Origin of the sequence: Staphylococcus sp. Marseille-Q5304 (assembly GCF_943737015.1) — a bacterium.
Lineage (GTDB): Bacteria > Bacillota > Bacilli > Staphylococcales > Staphylococcaceae > Staphylococcus > Staphylococcus hsinchuensis.
The window spans coordinates 1,068,740-1,087,321 of the sequence record NZ_CALSFP010000001.1 but is presented as its reverse complement, the minus strand read 5'-3'; the positions used below and the strand labels follow the sequence as shown (position 1 = coordinate 1,087,321).

The following is an 18,582-nucleotide window of genomic DNA, read 5'->3' as shown; positions in this document are numbered from 1 at the left end:
TTCTAAAATGTTTATAAGCTATTTGAATTACTTATAACCCTTTTTTTCTCTGTCCCTTTTTAACTGTTCTAATTCATCTGCAAATGCTTGTATCTCTTCTTTAGTCAGTTCTTTATCGTATTTTCCTGGCTCTAATTTAGAAATAATCTCTCCGTCTATAATCCATTTTTCATGTAAGGTTAAAGGTCTTTTATTATCTTTATCCATGTGTTAATCCCTCTCATCTTCTGAAATAAATAACAATGCAGATAATAGCAAAGATACTATATAATGTGACGATTTTTATATACGTATAAAAATTATTTAATTTGTCTCTTTGCTTTCTAAAATGTTTATAAGCTAATGTTATTATTCATATCCTCTTTTTCTTCTTTCACTTTTTAACTGTTCTAATTCATCAGCGAAAGCTTGTAGTTCTTCTCTAGTCATTTCTTTAGTATATTCTTCTGGTGCCTATTTTTTTATAATCTTACCGTCTATAATCCATTTTTCATGTAAGGTTAAAGGTCTTTTATTATCTTTATCCATGTACTAATCCCTCTCATCTTTTGAAATAAATAACAATACAGATAATAGCAAAGATACACAAAATAAAACGATTTATGCATACATATAAAAATTATTTAATTTGTCTCTTTGCTTTCTACAACGATTATAAGCTAATGTTATTATTCATATCCTCTTTTTCTTCTTTCACTTTTTAAACTTTTCAAACTCATCTGCTAATGCCTGTCGCTCATCTCTAGTCATTTCTTTGGAATTATACATATTCCTTTTTTCTCTCTTACTTTTTAACATGTCTAAAAATTTAGCAAATTCTTTTACTTCTTCGTTTGTTGTTTCTCCATTGTATTTTTCAGGATTTGATTTACGTATAGCCTCGCCGTCTAAAGCTCATTTTTCATGTAAAGTTAATTGCCTATGCCTGTTCTTTTTCATGTGTTACACCCACTTATATTCTGTTAATAAGTAACACTGTAAATAATACATAGTGTTACATTTTGTACAAATACATAAAAAATATTTAATTTAATATCCTTGTTCATTTAAGGAACGATTTATCTTTTCTAGGTTTTATTGTCAAAATCTTTAGAATCATTTTACTGTTCTTTTATAAACAATTCAATAAATTTGTTCCTGACTTTTTAGAAGGAGATTTTATTTTCACAAATAAAAAGGTAACCTTCTTTCAAATAATAAGATAAATTATATCTTAAAAGAAGCGTCGGAGATTACCAGTATCACAAAGCGTGTAACCGCGCATACAATGCCGCCATACCCATAGTTCAATACTAACAGCATGTAATACCATTAAAAGCAATACAAGTGCTGAGCACGTAGGTCATTTTGATAGGAATATGACTCTAAAAATTTATACACACGTTACAGATAGTATGGCTGAAAACTTAATTTATGAATTAGAAGAATATGACGAAGAGTTTATTAATAATTACGGATATAATAATTAAAGATTAGTACAGTAATAAGTGTCTATAATTTAGGCACTTTTTTAATGAATATTAAAGAGAAATAATAATGTTATGGGGGATTTTGGGTTGCTTTTTCAAAATACACCAAAGCATAAAAACACAACGACGCTGAGCGCCGTTGTGTTTGGATTAATAAACTATTTTGTGTTGTGGATTAAGATTCTAATAATAAATCTTCAGGGTTTTCGATTAATTCTTTAATCGTTTTTAAGAATCCAACTGCTTCTTTACCATCAATGATTCTGTGATCATAGCTTAATGCGATGTACATCATTGGACGGTTTTCAATTGTATCTTTATCAACAGCAATTGGACGAGTAATGATTGAGTGCATACCTAAGATTGCTGCTTGGTTACCATTGATGATTGGTGTTGACATCATTGAACCGAAGATACCACCGTTAGTGATTGTAAATGAACCATTTACCATATCATCTAAACCAAGCTTTTTATCTCTAGCTTTAGTAGCTAAGTTAGCAATTTCATCTTCAATTTCAGCAAAGTTTTTCTTATCGCAATCTCTTACGAATGGTACAAGTAAACCATCATCTGTAGATACAGCTACACCGATATCATAGAATTGTTTAGTAATCATGTCTTCGCCGTCAATTTCAGCATTTACTTCAGGGAATTTCTTCAATGCTGCAACTGATGCTTTTGTGAAGAATGACATAAATCCAAGTTTTGTACCGTCATGATCTTTAATAAATTGTTCTTTTTTACGTTTACGTAAGTTCATAACGTTTGTCATATCTACTTCATTGAATGTAGTAAGCATTGCTGTATTATTAGATACTTCTAATAATTTTTTAGCAGCTGTCTTCTTACGACGTGACATTTTTTCTCTGATGACTGGTTTTGATGGTTTTTGTGGTGCTGATTGTTTAGGTTCTTCTTTAGATGAAGAAGATTGTGAAGATTGTTGTTGTGATTGATTTTGATCAACATGCTCTTTTCTTACGATATCATTCGTTTGAGGAGCAATTTCTGATAAATCAATACCTTTTTCACGAGCATATCTACGTGCTGATGGTGTTGCATTTATACGTTGATTATTGCTGTCATCTGATGAGCTTGAATCTGATTTAGATTCTGATTGTTGTGAATCAGATGAAGATTCTTGTTTAGAATCTTGTTGTTTAGATTCTTCTTTTGAATCATCTTGGCTAGAAGAAGATTCTGAATTGTTACCGCTACCTTCACCAACTTTAGCAACTGCTTGGCCAACTTCAACTGTGTCGCCTTCTTCAGCTAGTTGTTCTTGTAATACACCTGCATCTTCAGAAACAACTTCAACGTTAACTTTATCAGTTTCTAATTCTAAGATAGCTTCACCTTTATCTACGCTATCTCCTACTTGTTTTAACCATTCTGCAACGGTACCTTCTGTAATTGACTCTGCTAATTCTGGTACTTTTACCTCTGGCATGCTTAATTTCCCCCTAATTTAATTTTGTACTTTGTTCTATAATCATATTTTGAACGAGTTTATGAATTTCGCCGTCTCCTTCAGCAGGAGCTGAACGTTGTATACGTCCATGATAACTTAAATCATACTTATCTGTCGTTAAATCTTTCAGATAAGGATAAACGAATGACCATGCACCTTGGTTTTTAGGTTCTTCTTGTACCCAAGCAACATGTTCTAAGTTTGGTAACTCATTTAATACTGCTTCTATTTCTGAATCAGGGAATGGATATAATCTTTCCACTGCTATTAGTGAAATAGAATCATCAGGATTTTTAGCTAGATATTCTTTTAAATCTATAAACATTTTACCAGATGCTAGAATAACTTTCTTCACGCTATCTTTATTACTTGGTTCAGGTAAGATAGGTTCGAATTGTCCTGATGTAAATTTATCAATTGTATCAGCAACTGTCTTATTACGTAATAGACTCTTCGGTGACATTACTACTAGAGGACGCATAGATTCTGTGCCTAAGCTTGCTGCTTGTGCACGTAATAAATGGAAGTAGTTACTTGAGCTTGATAAATTAACAACAGTGGAGTTATTTTCGCCAGCAAGTTGTAAAAATCTTTCTAAACGTGCAGATGAGTGTTCTGCGCCTTGACCTTCGTATGAATGTGGTAAGAATAATGTAAGGCCTGAACGTTCTCCCCATTTAGCTCTTGCACTGAATAAGAAGTTATCAAATATCATTTGCGCCATATTTGAAAAGTCTCCGTATTGTGCTTCCCAAATCGTCATACAAGATTTATTTTGAACATTATAACCATATTCGAAACCAACTACGGCAGCTTCTGATAATGGTGAATTATGAACATCAAACGTAGCTTTTTGATCAGGAACATGATTAAGCGGAATATATTGTTCGCCAGAATCTGGATCATGTAAGACCGCATGTCTATGACTGAATGTACCACGTTCAGTATCTTGTCCTGTTAATCGGATTGGTGTGCCGTTTTGCATAATTGTAGCAAATGCTAGCTGTTCAGCTTGTGCCCAATCTACTAAACCATCTTCACTTTCGAAAGGTTCACGACGTTTTTCTAATACTTTGTTAAGTTTTTTCAAGATGTTAAAGCCTTCTGGATATGAAAGCATTGCGTCGTTAATTTCTTTTAAATGATCGAAACTTACGTCAGAATCAATTGGTTGTAATGGTTCTGCAAGGGTATCAGGTTTTTGCATTTCTGGGTTGTCCATTTTATCGTTTTTATCAATCTTGTCGTGTGCTGCACGTAATGTTTTTTGGACTTGATCAAGAATTTCATTCATTTGATCTTCAGAAATAATATTCTCTTCAACTAATTGCTTTCCATATAATAATTCAACTGAATCATGTTTGCGGATATTGTGATATTGTATTGGGTTAGTAATTGATGGTTCATCCATTTCGTTATGACCATAACGACGGTAACCTACTAAATCAATAACGACATCCTTTTTGAATTCTTTTCTGAACGCCATAGCAATTTCAATAGCTTCAATCGTTGCTTCTACATTGTCAGCATTTACGTGCATAATTGGCACGTCGTAACCTTTGGCTACGTCTGATGAATATGTTGTAGAACGACCATCTTCAGGTTCAGTAGTGAAGCCGATTCTATTGTTAGTAATGATGTGTAATGAACCGCCAGTTGAATAGCCGTCTAAGTCGCCTAAGTTCATAGCTTCAAAGTTAATACCTTGACCTGGGTATGCTGCATCACCATGAATAATAATTGGCATAGAATCATTGTATTCTGTAGTCACTGCGCCAGCATGATCTGTATCATCTTGGTTTGCACGTGTTTTACCTAGTACTACAGGAGATACGATTTCTAAATGACTTGGGTTATTAGCTAGTGAAATACGTTGTTCAATACCATATGATTGAGTAGTTTTCACACCGCCTAAGTGATACTTCACGTCACCTGACCAACCAGAAGTTAATTTTAAACTGCCATCTTCTGGTAAGAATTTCATTGGATCTGTGTGCATGAATTCAGAAATCATCATTTCATATGGCTTTTCTAAAACGTGTGTTAAGACATTTAGTCTTCCACGGTGAGCCATCCCAATTTGAATATTGTGAATTCCTTCATCACTTGCAAGTCTTAATGTTTTTTGTAGCATTGGAACAAGTGTGTCTACACCTTCAATTGAGAAACGTTTCGCTCCAACAAAGTTTTTATGAAGATATTTTTCGAAACCTTCTACATGTGCTAAATTTTTGAATAATTCAATCTTTTGTTCGTCATTTAAATTAGCTTTGTATGGTGTTTCGATTCTACGTTTTAACCACACACGTTCTTTACTGTTGTTAATGTGTGTATATTCGAAGGCAATTGGGCCTTTATAGCGTTTTTCCATACGTAAAATGGCTTCGTATGCATTATCGTAAATATCTTCGAAGTGATCAGAAACAATACCAGCAGAGATAGATTCGAGCGTTTCTTTATCTAAATTAAAATCTTCAATTGCTAATTTTGGAACATGTTCTCTGTTCGGTCTATTTACTGGATAGATATCTGCCAATAAATGCCCATATTGACGAATATTATCGATAAGGCGCATAACGCGTTTAATCGTGCTATCACCTTTACCAGAATCTGATTGAGTAGTTGCTTTTGATTCGATGTGAGCTTCACCGTTTTTTATTGTACTAAAAAGGACTTGTAAATCTTCAGGTACAGATGAAGGATCTTGTAGATAAATATCATATAAATCTAAAACATATCCTAAATTTGCCCCGAAGTTCACAGGTGCCTCGGAAACCTGTTTATCGTTGCTCATATTACACCCTCCACAAAATAGTTGAAACGCTTACAAGTAAATAATAGCATTAAACTTGTTTAAATTAAAGTACGAAAAGCGTTAGATTATGAAAAAGCAGAACCATTTTAATGGTGGTTCTGCTTTGTTCCATTGCATATGATAGTGTAACATACAAAAAGCGTAAATTAACAACTATATATGTTGTAAAATCACTGTTAAAAAGTAATTTTAAATGTTGTATATTTTCCTACTTCGCTGTCCACATTTATTGTGCCATGATTTAATTCGATAATCTTTTTGGCAATAGATAAACCAAGACCATTTCCACCTAATTTTCTTGAACGTGATTTATCAACACGATAAAAGCGATCGAAGATAAAGTCGATATCCTCTTTCGGAATTCCTACACCATGATCGGTTATTTCAATGGAGATTTGTTTATTCTTAAGGTTTGTTTGAATATGAATATGCTTATTTTGTTGGTCGTATTTCATCGCGTTATCTATGAAAATAATTAACACTTGCTCGAATTGATATCGATCTATTTTTAAATTAAGTGGTTTAGCCGATGGTTCAAATTCAAACGTGTAATCTTGATGTAATTGTTTCAGTGATTTAATGCGTGCAGCAATTTCTTGATTGATGTTTACATCTTCTTGCTCATTGATTTGAAGATTGTTATTTTCCTTTGTTAGCATCAATAATTCTTCTACTAATCTTGTAATCCTCGACATCTCTTCAAGAGAAATATCTAATGACTCTTTAAGCACTTCAGGGTCTTTTTTACCCCAACGTTGAATTAAGTTTAAATGCCCTTGAATGATTTGTAATGGTGTACGTAATTCATGTGATGCATCTTCAACGAATTGTCGTTGTTGATTAAAGGATTCTTCTAATTGTGACATCATTGCATTAAAGGTAATAATTAAATTATCAGTTTCTTCATAAGTTGTAGTAAGTTCGACCTTTTCCTGGAAACCATCTCGTCTGATTTGTTGCATTTTATTCGACATGAGTTCTAAAGGTTTTGTTATTTGTGAAGAAAAATAATAACTTATAATTGTCGTAATTAAAGTAGCGATAATTCCAAATATTAAAGCTACCAAATATAACGAATTAACAAGTGCTTCGTATTCTTCTAATGAATGCACGATGATGCTATAACCTTTGAAGTTGGAAGCATTAATAGGTTCTGTAATTACTAAATATTCTTTATTATGATGTGTTTTTATTGTGACTCTATCGACTTCATCCTTTGAAAATGGTGGCGAGTAATCTATAGAATCCAAATTGGAAGTCTCAAATAATTTTTTACCGTGATCATTAAATAATAAAACCTTTTGATAATTACCTAAAGAAGCATTGAAATCTAACGGTGTAATTTCATTAAATTGTTTCGTTTGAAATAACTTATAAACTTCATTTGAACTTCTTTGAGCCTCGTTAAATTCACTATGTCGTAACGAACTACTGAGAAAAAAAGTAATGATAATACTGAAACAGAAAATTGTTAAAAAAGTGATTGTCGTTGTAATTAACATCCATTGTGTTCTTAATTTTCTCTGTTTCATTGTCTAATCACATAACCTACACCACGGACTGTTTCTATATATTTATCTTTGCCAAATGGTTTAAGTTTATTTCTCAAATATCGTATATAGACATCAACAACATTTGTTTCGACTTCACTGTCAAAGCCCCATACATCAGTAATGATTTGCTCTCTTTGCATGACGTGATTTTTATTTTCAGCAAGTAAATATAATAAGTCGTATTCCGTTTTCGTTAAGTCAAGTTGGACGCCATCGACAGTTACTTTGAATGCTTCTTTATCAATTTGTAGGCCTCTGATATCAATGACATCTTTTTGAGGTTGTCTACGTAGCATTGCACGGATTCGAGCTAGTAATTCTTCAATATCAAATGGTTTAACAATATAATCGTCTGCTCCGTAATCTAAACCAGCCACTTTATCATATGTATCACTTTTAGCGGTAATAATTATAATAGGTGTAGATTTATCTTGGCGTATTTGTCGACAAATTTCTAAACCATTAATATTCGGTAGCATTAAATCTAGTAATATTAAGTCATAATCATGGTTTAAAGCCTTGTCTAGCCCCGGTCTACCATCGTATTCAATGTCGACATCATAATTTTCATGTTTAAGTTCAAGTTCTATAAATCGAGCAAGATTTTGTTCATCTTCTACTATTAATATCTTTGTCATTGGATGCACCTCACTTACTATAATAAATTAAAATATCACTTCAAGAAAGTATTTCATTGATAAATTAATAACAAGCAATTATCTTACATTTAAAGAAGACAAAGACTTGTTAAGAAAAAATAAGAATGAAAATTTTAATTTTTAATTGACAATCATTCTCAACGATGTATAATAGTAATTGAAAATGATTATCATTCCTTTAAGAGATATTCCCCCCACATTTAATTTCTTTTATTTGGAAGAATCGTTTTCAGAAATATCCCCTTTTTTATATGCCCTTAGATACGTAAGTTATGGAAATTATTAAATGCGGATACTTACATGATTTGTTGCTTAATTATTTTGTTTGCGGATACCAAAATTTTAAGCATGATAGGAAGATAAGTCCTTATGCATAATGATTAGAATTAAATTCTATACTTGTTATGTAAGGTATGGTTATCAAACCGTCTAACGCAAAAATAATTTCCTAGCTTTTAATTAGGTGTAAATTCAATCTAATATAAAACGAGCAGATTCCTTAATAATCTGCTCGTTTTTTCTATATTTATTGTTGTAATTTTTGATTGAGTATTAATGTTGATAATACAACACAAAATGCGCCACCGATAATTCCTGCAATAATATCAGTTGGATAGTGTACACCTAGATATACTCTTGATGTTGATATCATTAAAATAAAGAGCGCACAAAGGCCAATCATAAAGCCTTTTGACTTCCCTTTCATTAATCGATTCGCTATAAACATAATACTGCCAAAATAGGCTGTAGAACCCATAGCATGGCCACTAGGGAAACTAAATCCACTTATATCTATTAAACGTAATAACGTAGGTCTTTCTCTATCAAAGATATTTTTTAATAATGGATTTAAAGTACTAGATAAAATCATAGCGATTGCAAAAAATAATGTTTCAATATGCAATCTCTTTAACATAAGATAAGCGACAAGCATTAATGATAAGCAAATCATTGCCCAAACTTCACCTATCTTTGTGACACCAAGAAAGAAGGTTGTAGTAATGAAACTTTCCGTAGAATAAATGAAATCATATACTTCATTATCTATCCATTTTCCTAATCTTGATTCATGGAAAAATGCAATGAGGCCAAATATTAAAGTGAATATGATTAGTAATGAAATTCTTTTCCAACGACTCATTGCACAACCTCCAATTAACTTCGACCGTCTTGAATTATTTTATTATATAGTTCTTGACGGGTATAGCTTTCTTTATACGTTTTCATTTGATTAATGATATCTTGACGATTTTTTTCAATATCATACAACTGATCAATTAATTGATCTTTAGTTAGTGTATCTTCAGGAATTGTTCGGCCAAATCCTTTTGATTCAAAGTTTTTAGCATTATCGATTTGATCTCCTCTTGATTGATCAAGACCTAATGGGATTAATAACATTGGTATTTTAAGAGTTAAAAATTCATATATTGCATTTGAACCAGCGCGGCTAATTACGGTATCAGTAATTGCGAGTAAATCAGTTAAATCATCTTTTACAAATTCGTATTGAACGTAACCTTCTGTTTCATTATAACTTGTATCTAACAAACCTTTACCAGTTAAATGAATAATTTGATACGTTTTTTGTAATGATTTCAAATTTTCTCTAATAATGCTATTTAACTTTTTACTTCCTAAACTACCACCCATAACTAACAATACCTTTCTATTCGCTTTGAAAGATGTCAGTTGGTAGCCACGATCTTTGTTACCTGATTTTAAATCTTCACGAATTGTTGCTCCGACAAAGTCTGCTTTGCCTTCAGGTAAGTATTGCTTAGTATCTTCGAAAGTTGTGTAAATCTTTTTAGCAAATTTAAGTGCAATCTTATTCGCTAAACCAGGTGTTAAATCAGATTCATGTACAATTGTAGGAATTTTTAAAGATCTAGCAGCTATTACTACAGGTACAGAGACAAATCCACCCTTTGAAAATAAGATATCTGGTTTTTCTTTCTTCAGTACTTTACGTGCATCTAGTATGCCTTTTAGTACTTTGAAGACATCTTTCACATTTTCGAATGAAAGGTAGCGTCTCAATTTCCCGCTTGAAATCGCATGGTATTTAACATTAGGTAATTGTGATTCAACCATCTCACGTTCAATACCATTTTTAGATCCTATATAAAATGTTTCATCACCTTGTTCCAAGGCGGTTGGAATTAAACTTAAATTAACAGAGACATGACCGACTGTGCCTCCACCAGTAAATGCAATTTTCGTCATCAATTCCCACTACTCCTTAATTGTTTTGTAATATGCATAGAATGGTTTACCTTTATCAAAAGGATGGTAATTAACTTCAGCTTCACCTGCTTTAGTAAAGCCAAATTTAGTAAATAGACCTTGAGCGCGTTTATTTAATGAAAATGTATCAGTTAACATGACATGAATATCATGTTCAAGTGCCATATTAACAGCAAAATCGAATAATTGTGTTGCAGCTCCTTTATAACCAGGAAGTGCAGCTAATCGATGAATAACATATGCGCCTTCTCTATCTATTGGCCATTCAAAATAATCATACCATTCTGATTGTTGTTGGTCGACAACAATAAATGCTATAACTTCTGATTGCTCTTCTAGGACAAAGAGTGTATTGGTTTTAATATCTTCTTCAAAATGTTCTTCAACAGGATAATATTCATCCCATTGTGTGTTGTCATCTTCTCTCATTAATCTCTTAGCTTCATCAACGATCTGAATAATTTTAGGGATATCTTTAATTTCACCATTTCTAATCATTATTATACACCTCTTGACCTTTACTGTATTTTTTTAAGCAATTTGTTGAGTACAGTGTCATTTTTATTCGCTTTTTTGACAAGTTGTTCAGTGAACTTTTCATTTGTTTTCTTGTTAAAAGTACCTGTTTCTTGTAGGTTATTTTCTTTTTGGAAAGAGGTGATCGCATTTTTTAATGAATGATTAAATTCATTTGATTGATCATCTACTTTAAAACCTAAAGCTGATAAACCTACTTTCATAGTTTTAACATTTTTATTGTTGTCATCCAACTGATAAGTTTTATCATTTGGAATAACAGTTAAAGATTGATAAGCAGGTTCACTTATTTTTACATCAGGTTTTATTCCTTTACCATGAATATAATGTGATTTAGGTGTTAACCATTTCATATTCGTATATTTTAATAATGCTTTGTCGCCAAATTCTTTAGTTGTTTGTACGATTCCTTTACCAAAAGTTTTAGATCCATAAACATCTGCTTTATTATAATCTTTCATCGCTCCGGTAAATACTTCTGAAGCACTTGCTGAACCTTTATTTACTAATATAGCAACGTCCATATCTTTTGCTTCTTTCAAAGCGTCATTTGAAGTTTTAATCTGTTCTTTATGATCACCTTTTTGAAGTTGAACGACTGTTTTACCTTTATCAATGAATATATTTGCCATTTTAACTGCTTCATCTAATAATCCACCTGGATTATTTCTTAAATCAATGACAATTTTTCGTACACCTTTTTTATGTGCTTTTAAAATACCTGATTTCAGTTCTCCAGCTGTACTGTTTTGGAATTTATTAATTGTAAAGACTCCGACGTTTTTATGTTTTTCGTATTCGACACTTTTCACATGAATCGTATCACGTTTCATCGTAACCTCATGTTCATGATGTGCGCGTTCTACTGTTAAAGTTACTTTAGTTCCTTTTTTACCACGAACTTTTTTAACAATGGCTTCAAGTGGTTGTCCTTTAATTGATTTGCCATTGACTTTTTTAACGACATCTTTCGGTTGAAGGCCTGCTTTTTCTGCTGGAGAATGTTTCATAGGACTCGTAATTTCTATTTTATTATGTTTTTGTTGCATTTCTGCACCAATTCCTACAAAATCTCCTGAAACATCTTCATTAAATGATTTAGTTTCATTCTTCGTCATATAGTCTGAATATGGATCACCGAGTTCTTTAACCATTCCATTAATCGCGGCATTAGATAATTTTTCAGAACTTGTTTTTTTATAATAATCATCGTTTAAAGTTTTGTAGACATTCTCAATTTTCTTCATTTCAGCTCTTTGGTCTTTATTTAATCCGCTTTTCCAATTTAATACTGCCATGGTTAGAAAGGCAGTTAATATAACGGTGATTAAAATTGTTAATAGAAGTAATAATATAAAATTACGACGTTTAAAATGAATTTTTTTATGAGACGGTTGGCTTTGATGTTCTTTCTGTTGATTATTGAGGTTATTATCCTCTGACATTTAATCACTTCCTAAAACATATGTATAATGTATCCACTGAAAATAAATTGGTTTGTGGTTAAACAGTAAAAATAAAAGAAGCTAGGATTGAATCGTTTTGGATTAACCCTAGCTATCTATACTGATACATTTTATTTTAATATAATTCATAAGTTTTGCACAAATAAAACATGTATTAGAATTTTAACCATTCTAAGTATTCTTCGTATAAATCATCGAACACTGACATTGAAATTGTAATATCGCTTTGTGTTTCAATATAATCTGACAAAGCATTAAAATCCTTTTCATGCTTAGGGAAAGAAAGATCATTGAAAACTTGCTCTGCAAATTCGCCTTTTATATCTTTTCTTCCCCGTACAGCTAGTGCAAATTGATAAAAAGAATAATCTTTCATTATTTAATTGTCACATCAATAACTTTCGTTTCACCTTTTACTAATGATGAAACTTCTGCACTACTAATATCAGTTAAACTATCTGAGTTTGTAATAATTACTGGTGAAATAACTGATTTTGCATGTTCGTTGATATAATCTAAATCAAATTTTACAAGTGGGTCACCTAATTTAACTGTATCGCCACTTTCTACTAAGATTTCAAAGCCTTTACCGTCCAATTGAACTGTATCTAAACCGATATGAACAAGAATTTCAAGATCGTTATCAGCTTTTAAACCGATTGCGTGTTTTGTTGGGAACACGTTATCAACTTTACCTTCGATTGGTGATACAACTTCACCTTCAGTAGGTTTAATACCAAAACCTTCGCCCATCATTTTTTGAGCGAATACTGGATCTGGAATATCCTCAATCTTAACGTATTCACCAGTCATTGGTGCATAAATTTCACTTTCTTTTTTCACTTCTTTACCTTTACCAAATAATTTTTTAAACATAAGTCATTCGCTCCTTATTATTTCTCAAAATGTGATATTAAATCTTCGTAGCCTAAGTCTTTTAATTTGTCATATGGAATGAATTGAACCGCAGCTGAATTAATGCAATAGCGTAAACCGCCAGATTCTTTAGGGCCATCATTAAATACGTGACCTAAATGGCTATTGGCATTCTCAGAACGGACTTCAGTTCGAATCATTCCGTGCGTCTTATCTACTAATTCAATGACTTCATCGTCATCTAATGCTTTGGAAAAACTAGGCCAACCACAATCAGATTCAAATTTCTCTTCTGAAGTAAATAATGGTTTGCCAGATATTTTATCAACATAAATACCTTTTTCAAAATGATTCCAATATTCGTTTTGAAATGGAGGTTCAGTTCCATTTTCTTGAGTTACGAGATATTCCATGTCAGTTAAATCATTTTTATCTTTTTTAATCATTTTGTTTCCCCCAATGTTTTTCTATAAAAGCTTTTCTACCTGAACCACGTTGATATTGCTCGTAATGCATTGGATTCTTTTTATAAAAATCTTGATGTGCTTCTTCTGCAGGATAGAAATTTTTATATGGTTTGATGGGTGTGATAACTGGATTTTCGAAAATATTTTGTTCATTAAGTTGTTGTATCTTAGCTTCAGCAGCTTTTTTTTGATGCTCATCATGATAAAAAATAGCTGGTTGATAATGTGCACCGCGATCAAAGAATTGCCCTTCATTATCTGTAGGATCAAATGTTTTGAAATATACATCTAATATATTTTCAAACGAAGTTGTTTCAGTATCATATTCGATTTGCACAGCTTCTACATGTCCGGTTTGATTTGTACTAACACTTTCATAAGTTGGGTTCTCTGTATGACCACCGCTATAACCTGATACAACTTGTTTAATGCCAGGGAAAGATGTGAACGGCTTAACTAAACACCAAAAACATCCACCAGCTAAAGTCGCGTAAGCCATAACCAACCTCCTTATACTTATTTTTATAATAAATGTATCATTATTATATCAATTCTTCTATTAAATTGACTTATGTCTAATTTTTAATTGAGTTTGTAACTCTACCTATTAATGTTTAGTGCTTTAGTATAACAAGTCCAATGGCACCTTGACCAGTATGTGTAGATATAACAGGTGAAGTAATATTAGTATCAAAGTGAGTAACGTTAAATTCAGTAGAAAATTGATTTTTAATTTTATCGACAAATTCTAGAATATTTGCATGCGCGATACCAATTGATTTAATGCTGCTATTTTCTACAAAAGCATTAACTTCTTTTTTTAAATATTGAACACTCGCATTTTGGGTTCTTGAGTTATGGATGAGTTCAATTTTTCCATCTACTAATGTCCCTATTGGTTTTATTTTCATCATATTTCCAATGAGACCCTTTGTTTTACTTATTCTGCCACCTTTAATAAGTTGACTCAGTTGGCCAATAACGACAAATAGCTTAATATTTTGTTGTAATTGTTTGATTTTTTCTAATATCGTTGCTGTTGATTCTCCGGCCTCATTCCACTCCACGATGTGTTGAATTTGATAACCGAGTCCATAAGAAATGGACTTTGAATCAATAACCGTTACATTACTATCCGTCATATGACTCGCTTGCAAAGCTGTTTGATACGTACCACTGAGACCAGACGTTAGATGAATACTAATAATTTCAGAACCATCGGCACCAAGTTCATCATATAGTTCAATAAACTTACCAATAGATGGTTGGCTGGTCTTAACATCAGCGCCTGCTTCTAATTTTTCTATATAACTTTCTGATGAAATATCTACTTGGTCTACATATGATTGACCATCTATTGTTAAATTTAATGGAATGACATGTATATTTTTTGAAGTTAAGTATTCCTTTGATAAGTCAGATGTCGAGTCAGTTACTATTTTTTTAATCGGCATAATTATCCTCCTGTTAACGTTACTTTCGTTTTAAATGTAAAAAAGTATGAAGAATCGTATTTTTATCATCTAATTGACCTTGTTCAGATGATATTACATCCCAATCTTCAAAGGTATATTTAGGGAAAAATGTATCACCGTTATATTTTGCTTCAATTACAGTAATATACATATCATCAACTTCGTCGATCATTTCTTCGAATAATGACTGTCCTCCAAATATGAAAACGTGACCGGTTAATTGATAAATTTCATCAATAGAATGTATCGTTTCAACGCCTTCATGTTTAAAAGCCTTATTTCTAGTTAATACAATATTTCTACGATTCGGTAATGGTTTACCTATAGAGTCAAATGTTGCTCTTCCCATGACTAAAGTATTGTCTGTTGTTAAAGCTTTAACGTGCTTTAAGTCATTTGGCAAATGCCATGGTAATTGATTATCTTTACCTATAACACGATTTTGATCATGAGCAACAAGTATTGATAGCGTCATGATTTACCTCCCTAAACTAATTTATGAAAACGATTTAATACTTATATAACGCCCATTATATAATAAATTCAGCAGTATATTAAATGATATCTAAAAATTAAACTGCTATAGGTGCTTTTATTGAAGGATGGGAATCATAATTTACAATTTCTAAATCTTCATAATTGATGTCAAAGATAGAAGCATCAGAATTAATTTTTAGTTTTGGTGGTGCATAACTGCTACGTTCGAGTTGCGTTTTCACGGCATCAATATGGTTGGAATAAATATGTGCATCACCAATTGTGTGGACGAACTCACCTACTTCTAGACCGCATTCTTTAGCGATTAAGTGTGTTAATAGACTATAACTTGCTATGTTGAAAGGAATACCTAAAAAGATATCACCACTACGTTGATAAAGCTGACAACTGAGTTTGTTATCTTCAACGTAGAATTGGAACATCGTATGGCAAGGAGGTAAGGCCATTGTATCAATTTCAGTTGGGTTCCATGCTGAAACGATATGTCTTCTTGAATTTGGATTAGTTTTGATTTGGTTAATTACTGTTTTGAGCTGGTCAAAATGATTACTGTTTTGATCAATCCAATCTCGCCACTGTTTACCATAAACATTACCTAAATCCCCGTATTTTTGTGCAAATGCGTCATCATTTAATATTTTTTCTTTAAATTGTTTCATTTGTGATTGATATTGTTCTTTGAAATCTGAATCTACTTGAGCTCTATGACCGAAGTCAGTCATATCCGGACCATTGTAATCGTCAGATTGAATATAATTGTCAAAAGCCCATTCATTCCAAATATTGTTATTATATTGAAGTAAATATTGAATATTTGTATCCCCTTTAATGAACCAAAGTAATTCGGTTGCTATGAGTTTAAAGGATACTTTCTTTGTAGTAAGTAAAGGAAATCCTTTACTCAAATCAAATCTCATTTGATGGCCAAACTTTGAAATAGTTCCCGTATTTGTTCTATCATTTCGTTTATTCCCTATCTCTAATACCTCTTCACATAGGTCATGATACACTTTATCGAAATCATTTAACATATTACTCACACTCCAATTATTGTACTGTATTTAAATATCTAGAACTTTTATAAATCTTCTTAAATCCTTATATATCAAGGGTTATAACTATATTTTGATTATATTTATTTTCTTGTCCTTTTTGCCTTTAAAATTGTATTGTAAAAGTACAATTAACTATATATTGTATAATTCGTTAACATACGTAATCTACATTATAGAATAAAAAAGCTACTGAATACAATTAAGTATTCAGTAGTTAAGGAAAAATAAAAACTAATACGCCACCCTTTAATTATATCGGGGTAATGATTTATTTATAACGAACAATGTACCAACAAATATCACTGTACAAAAGAGGACCTCTCAGTACGCAACTAACCCCACCTAACTTAATAGATGGGGAAATAAGTATTACATAAAAGTTATAGTATTTATAATTATAGTAATACTGAACTTTCGCAAATTTAAGTTGATAACAGACATTGCTAAAAACATTGTTATCAAGCTTGAAACACTTTTAAAATAGGTATTAGGGGCTAAGCCTCTAAATAAAAATATAAAAATACACTTTTGTGCTATACACAATAAAAAAGTTATTCTTCGGATTCAATTACTTTAATTGATTCAATTTCGTTTTCGTCAATACTAAACATACTGTCATCTGTTCTTAATAATATGGCATTTTGTCCGTTATAAGTATCATAATCGTGATCAAAATCTATAACTATACCATCATAAATATCTCCATCTTTAAAATATACTCTAACTTTTTTACCTACATATTCCCATAGTTTCATTTTATCCCACCTTATTACTATACAATTATACACAAATAAATTTCACTCTTTAGATTCTTTTTTTGCATCTTCAATAGTCTGCTCAAGTATTGCAATTACCTCATCATAGGATAATTCTCCATCTAATTGTAATGGTTTCATTTTTTAGATCCTCTATCTTTTTCTTTTCGTTCTTTTTCTTCTAATTCTTTAATTAGTTTCTCATTTTCTTTTGCATCTTTAAGACCTTGTTCAAGTTCTGCCATTAATTCATCATAAGTCATTTCGCCATCTAACCGAATATTTTCCATTTATATCATCTCCCTAATTAACTACAGTGTAACAGTTAATCATTGTCAGGTATATCATCAATAAGAGAATTACAGGCTCTCCATCATTCACGTAATGTCAATCTGTAAATAAAGTATTGTACTTTCCTAGTAGTTCAAGGACTCTATTTCGGTATGTAACATCTATTTTTTTAAATGTTTAAATTATAAGTGATTACTCACTTTCTAAAGATATAATAAACAAACTTATTCAAGAATCTGCTATCTGCTATAAAAGATAGGCAGTTATAAACATATAACCACCCACTCCTGGGTCACAGTCATTTATATTTTTGCACTCGCAATAAGTAAGATTATTAAAAGCAATTATTGAATGAGTTCATTTGCACATTTATTTCAATTTATAATGATTGTTTGAGTAAGTTTAGTAAAATAAAAACTAGCGATTTTTAAAAAAATCGCTAGTTGTGTTAAATATTAAACGATTAAGTTTTAAAGGAGGTCTACTTACAATGTTCGTCGAATGCATCTTTAATATCCATGCAAATATCTTGAATGTCTCTACCTTCAATATGTTCACGTGGGATGAAATGTTTTAAAGTTTGACCTTGGAATAATGCATAAGATGGACTTGATGGTACTTGTTGGATAAATGATCTCATCTCTTCTGTTGCTTCTTTATCTTGACCAGCAAACACGGTTACTTTATAATCTGGTTTTTTATCGTTTTGTTCAGCTACAGTTACAGCTGCAGGTCTTGCTAAGCCAGCAGCACAACCACATGTAGAGTTAACAACAACAAAAGTCGTTTCTTCTTCACCGACTGTGTTCATAAAGTCAGAAACTTGATCTGATGTTTCTAAACTTTTAAAATCTCTATTCGTTAATTCGTTTCGCATTTCATTTGCTAATTCGTTCATATAAGCTTCATAAGCATTCATATTTTAACACTCCAATTCACGATGTG

The 18,582-nt window shown here is 31.6% G+C and carries 19 protein-coding genes; all 19 read right to left on the bottom strand.

The annotated features are described in order from the left end of the window. Positions 1–27 precede the first annotated feature (27 nt). A complete protein-coding gene (locus NGI30_RS05505) occupies positions 28–207 on the bottom strand; it encodes a hypothetical protein (protein WP_251516937.1) in 180 nt (59 codons plus the stop codon). 1,437 nt (positions 208–1,644) lie between these two features. Next, positions 1,645–2,919 carry a dihydrolipoyllysine-residue succinyltransferase gene (sucB, locus tag NGI30_RS05500; RefSeq protein ID WP_251942959.1) on the bottom strand — a complete coding sequence of 425 codons (1,275 nt, stop codon included), beginning with the start codon at positions 2,917–2,919 and terminating at the stop codon, positions 1,645–1,647. Positions 2,920–2,932: 13 nt separating this feature from the next. Beyond that, complete coding sequence (locus NGI30_RS05495) at positions 2,933–5,734, bottom strand: 2-oxoglutarate dehydrogenase E1 component (RefSeq protein WP_251516987.1); 2,802 nt, start codon at positions 5,732–5,734, stop codon at positions 2,933–2,935. 197 nt (positions 5,735–5,931) lie between these two features. Further along, positions 5,932–7,287 (bottom strand): HAMP domain-containing sensor histidine kinase, encoded by a 1,356-nt coding sequence (locus tag NGI30_RS05490; RefSeq protein ID WP_251942957.1) that lies wholly within the window; start codon positions 7,285–7,287, stop codon positions 5,932–5,934. Next, positions 7,284–7,946: a response regulator transcription factor gene (locus tag NGI30_RS05485; protein ID WP_251517037.1), complete on the bottom strand. Its 663-nt coding sequence runs from the start codon at positions 7,944–7,946 to the stop codon at positions 7,284–7,286. Before NGI30_RS05485 ends, NGI30_RS05490 begins: the two co-directional genes overlap by 4 nt. Before the next feature lie 547 nt (positions 7,947–8,493). After that, positions 8,494–9,108, bottom strand: coding sequence for a phosphatase PAP2 family protein (locus NGI30_RS05475; protein ID WP_251942954.1), 615 nt, complete (start codon positions 9,106–9,108; stop codon positions 8,494–8,496). A 14-nt stretch (positions 9,109–9,122) separates the two neighbouring features. Next, the gene (gene murG / locus NGI30_RS05470; RefSeq protein WP_251519032.1) at positions 9,123–10,196 is read right to left on the bottom strand and encodes an undecaprenyldiphospho-muramoylpentapeptide beta-N-acetylglucosaminyltransferase; all 1,074 of its coding nucleotides are present in this window, start codon (positions 10,194–10,196) and stop codon (positions 9,123–9,125) included. Positions 10,197–10,205: 9 nt separating this feature from the next. Beyond that, positions 10,206–10,715, bottom strand: coding sequence for a GNAT family N-acetyltransferase (locus tag NGI30_RS05465; protein WP_251517043.1), 510 nt, complete (start codon positions 10,713–10,715; stop codon positions 10,206–10,208). A gap of 20 nt (positions 10,716–10,735) precedes the next feature. Beyond that, the gene (locus NGI30_RS05460; protein ID WP_251942952.1) at positions 10,736–12,199 is read right to left on the bottom strand and encodes a S41 family peptidase; all 1,464 of its coding nucleotides are present in this window, start codon (positions 12,197–12,199) and stop codon (positions 10,736–10,738) included. Between the two features lie 175 nt (positions 12,200–12,374). Next, positions 12,375–12,596 carry a YozE family protein gene (locus NGI30_RS05455; protein ID WP_251517049.1) on the bottom strand — a complete coding sequence of 74 codons (222 nt, stop codon included), beginning with the start codon at positions 12,594–12,596 and terminating at the stop codon, positions 12,375–12,377. Then, positions 12,596–13,096 carry a PTS sugar transporter subunit IIA gene (locus tag NGI30_RS05450; protein WP_251942950.1) on the bottom strand — a complete coding sequence of 167 codons (501 nt, stop codon included), beginning with the start codon at positions 13,094–13,096 and terminating at the stop codon, positions 12,596–12,598. Before NGI30_RS05450 ends, NGI30_RS05455 begins: the two co-directional genes overlap by 1 nt. Positions 13,097–13,113: 17 nt before the next feature. Beyond that, a complete protein-coding gene (gene msrB / locus NGI30_RS05445) occupies positions 13,114–13,542 on the bottom strand; it encodes a peptide-methionine (R)-S-oxide reductase MsrB (RefSeq protein WP_251517054.1) in 429 nt (142 codons plus the stop codon). After that, the gene (gene msrA, locus NGI30_RS05440) at positions 13,535–14,068 is read right to left on the bottom strand and encodes a peptide-methionine (S)-S-oxide reductase MsrA (RefSeq protein ID WP_251517057.1); all 534 of its coding nucleotides are present in this window, start codon (positions 14,066–14,068) and stop codon (positions 13,535–13,537) included. The genes msrB and msrA overlap by 8 nt, the downstream gene beginning before the upstream one ends. Positions 14,069–14,177: 109 nt before the next feature. Beyond that, the gene (locus tag NGI30_RS05435; RefSeq protein WP_251942948.1) at positions 14,178–15,017 is read right to left on the bottom strand and encodes a DegV family protein; all 840 of its coding nucleotides are present in this window, start codon (positions 15,015–15,017) and stop codon (positions 14,178–14,180) included. A gap of 19 nt (positions 15,018–15,036) precedes the next feature. Further along, positions 15,037–15,513, bottom strand: coding sequence for a dihydrofolate reductase (locus tag NGI30_RS05430; protein WP_251942946.1), 477 nt, complete (start codon positions 15,511–15,513; stop codon positions 15,037–15,039). Positions 15,514–15,610: 97 nt separating this feature from the next. Next, positions 15,611–16,567, bottom strand: coding sequence for a thymidylate synthase (locus NGI30_RS05425; protein WP_251517063.1), 957 nt, complete (start codon positions 16,565–16,567; stop codon positions 15,611–15,613). A gap of 575 nt (positions 16,568–17,142) precedes the next feature. Beyond that, entirely contained in the window at positions 17,143–17,346 is a 204-nt protein-coding gene (locus tag NGI30_RS05420) for a hypothetical protein (RefSeq protein ID WP_251517065.1), read from the bottom strand. Positions 17,347–17,483: 137 nt separating this feature from the next. Further along, positions 17,484–17,636, bottom strand: a complete 153-nt coding sequence (locus NGI30_RS05415; RefSeq protein ID WP_251517066.1) for a hypothetical protein — start codon at positions 17,634–17,636, stop codon at positions 17,484–17,486. Positions 17,637–18,118: 482 nt separating this feature from the next. Further along, positions 18,119–18,556 carry a bacilliredoxin BrxA gene (gene brxA, locus NGI30_RS05410; RefSeq protein ID WP_251517068.1) on the bottom strand — a complete coding sequence of 146 codons (438 nt, stop codon included), beginning with the start codon at positions 18,554–18,556 and terminating at the stop codon, positions 18,119–18,121. Positions 18,557–18,582 lie beyond the last annotated feature (26 nt).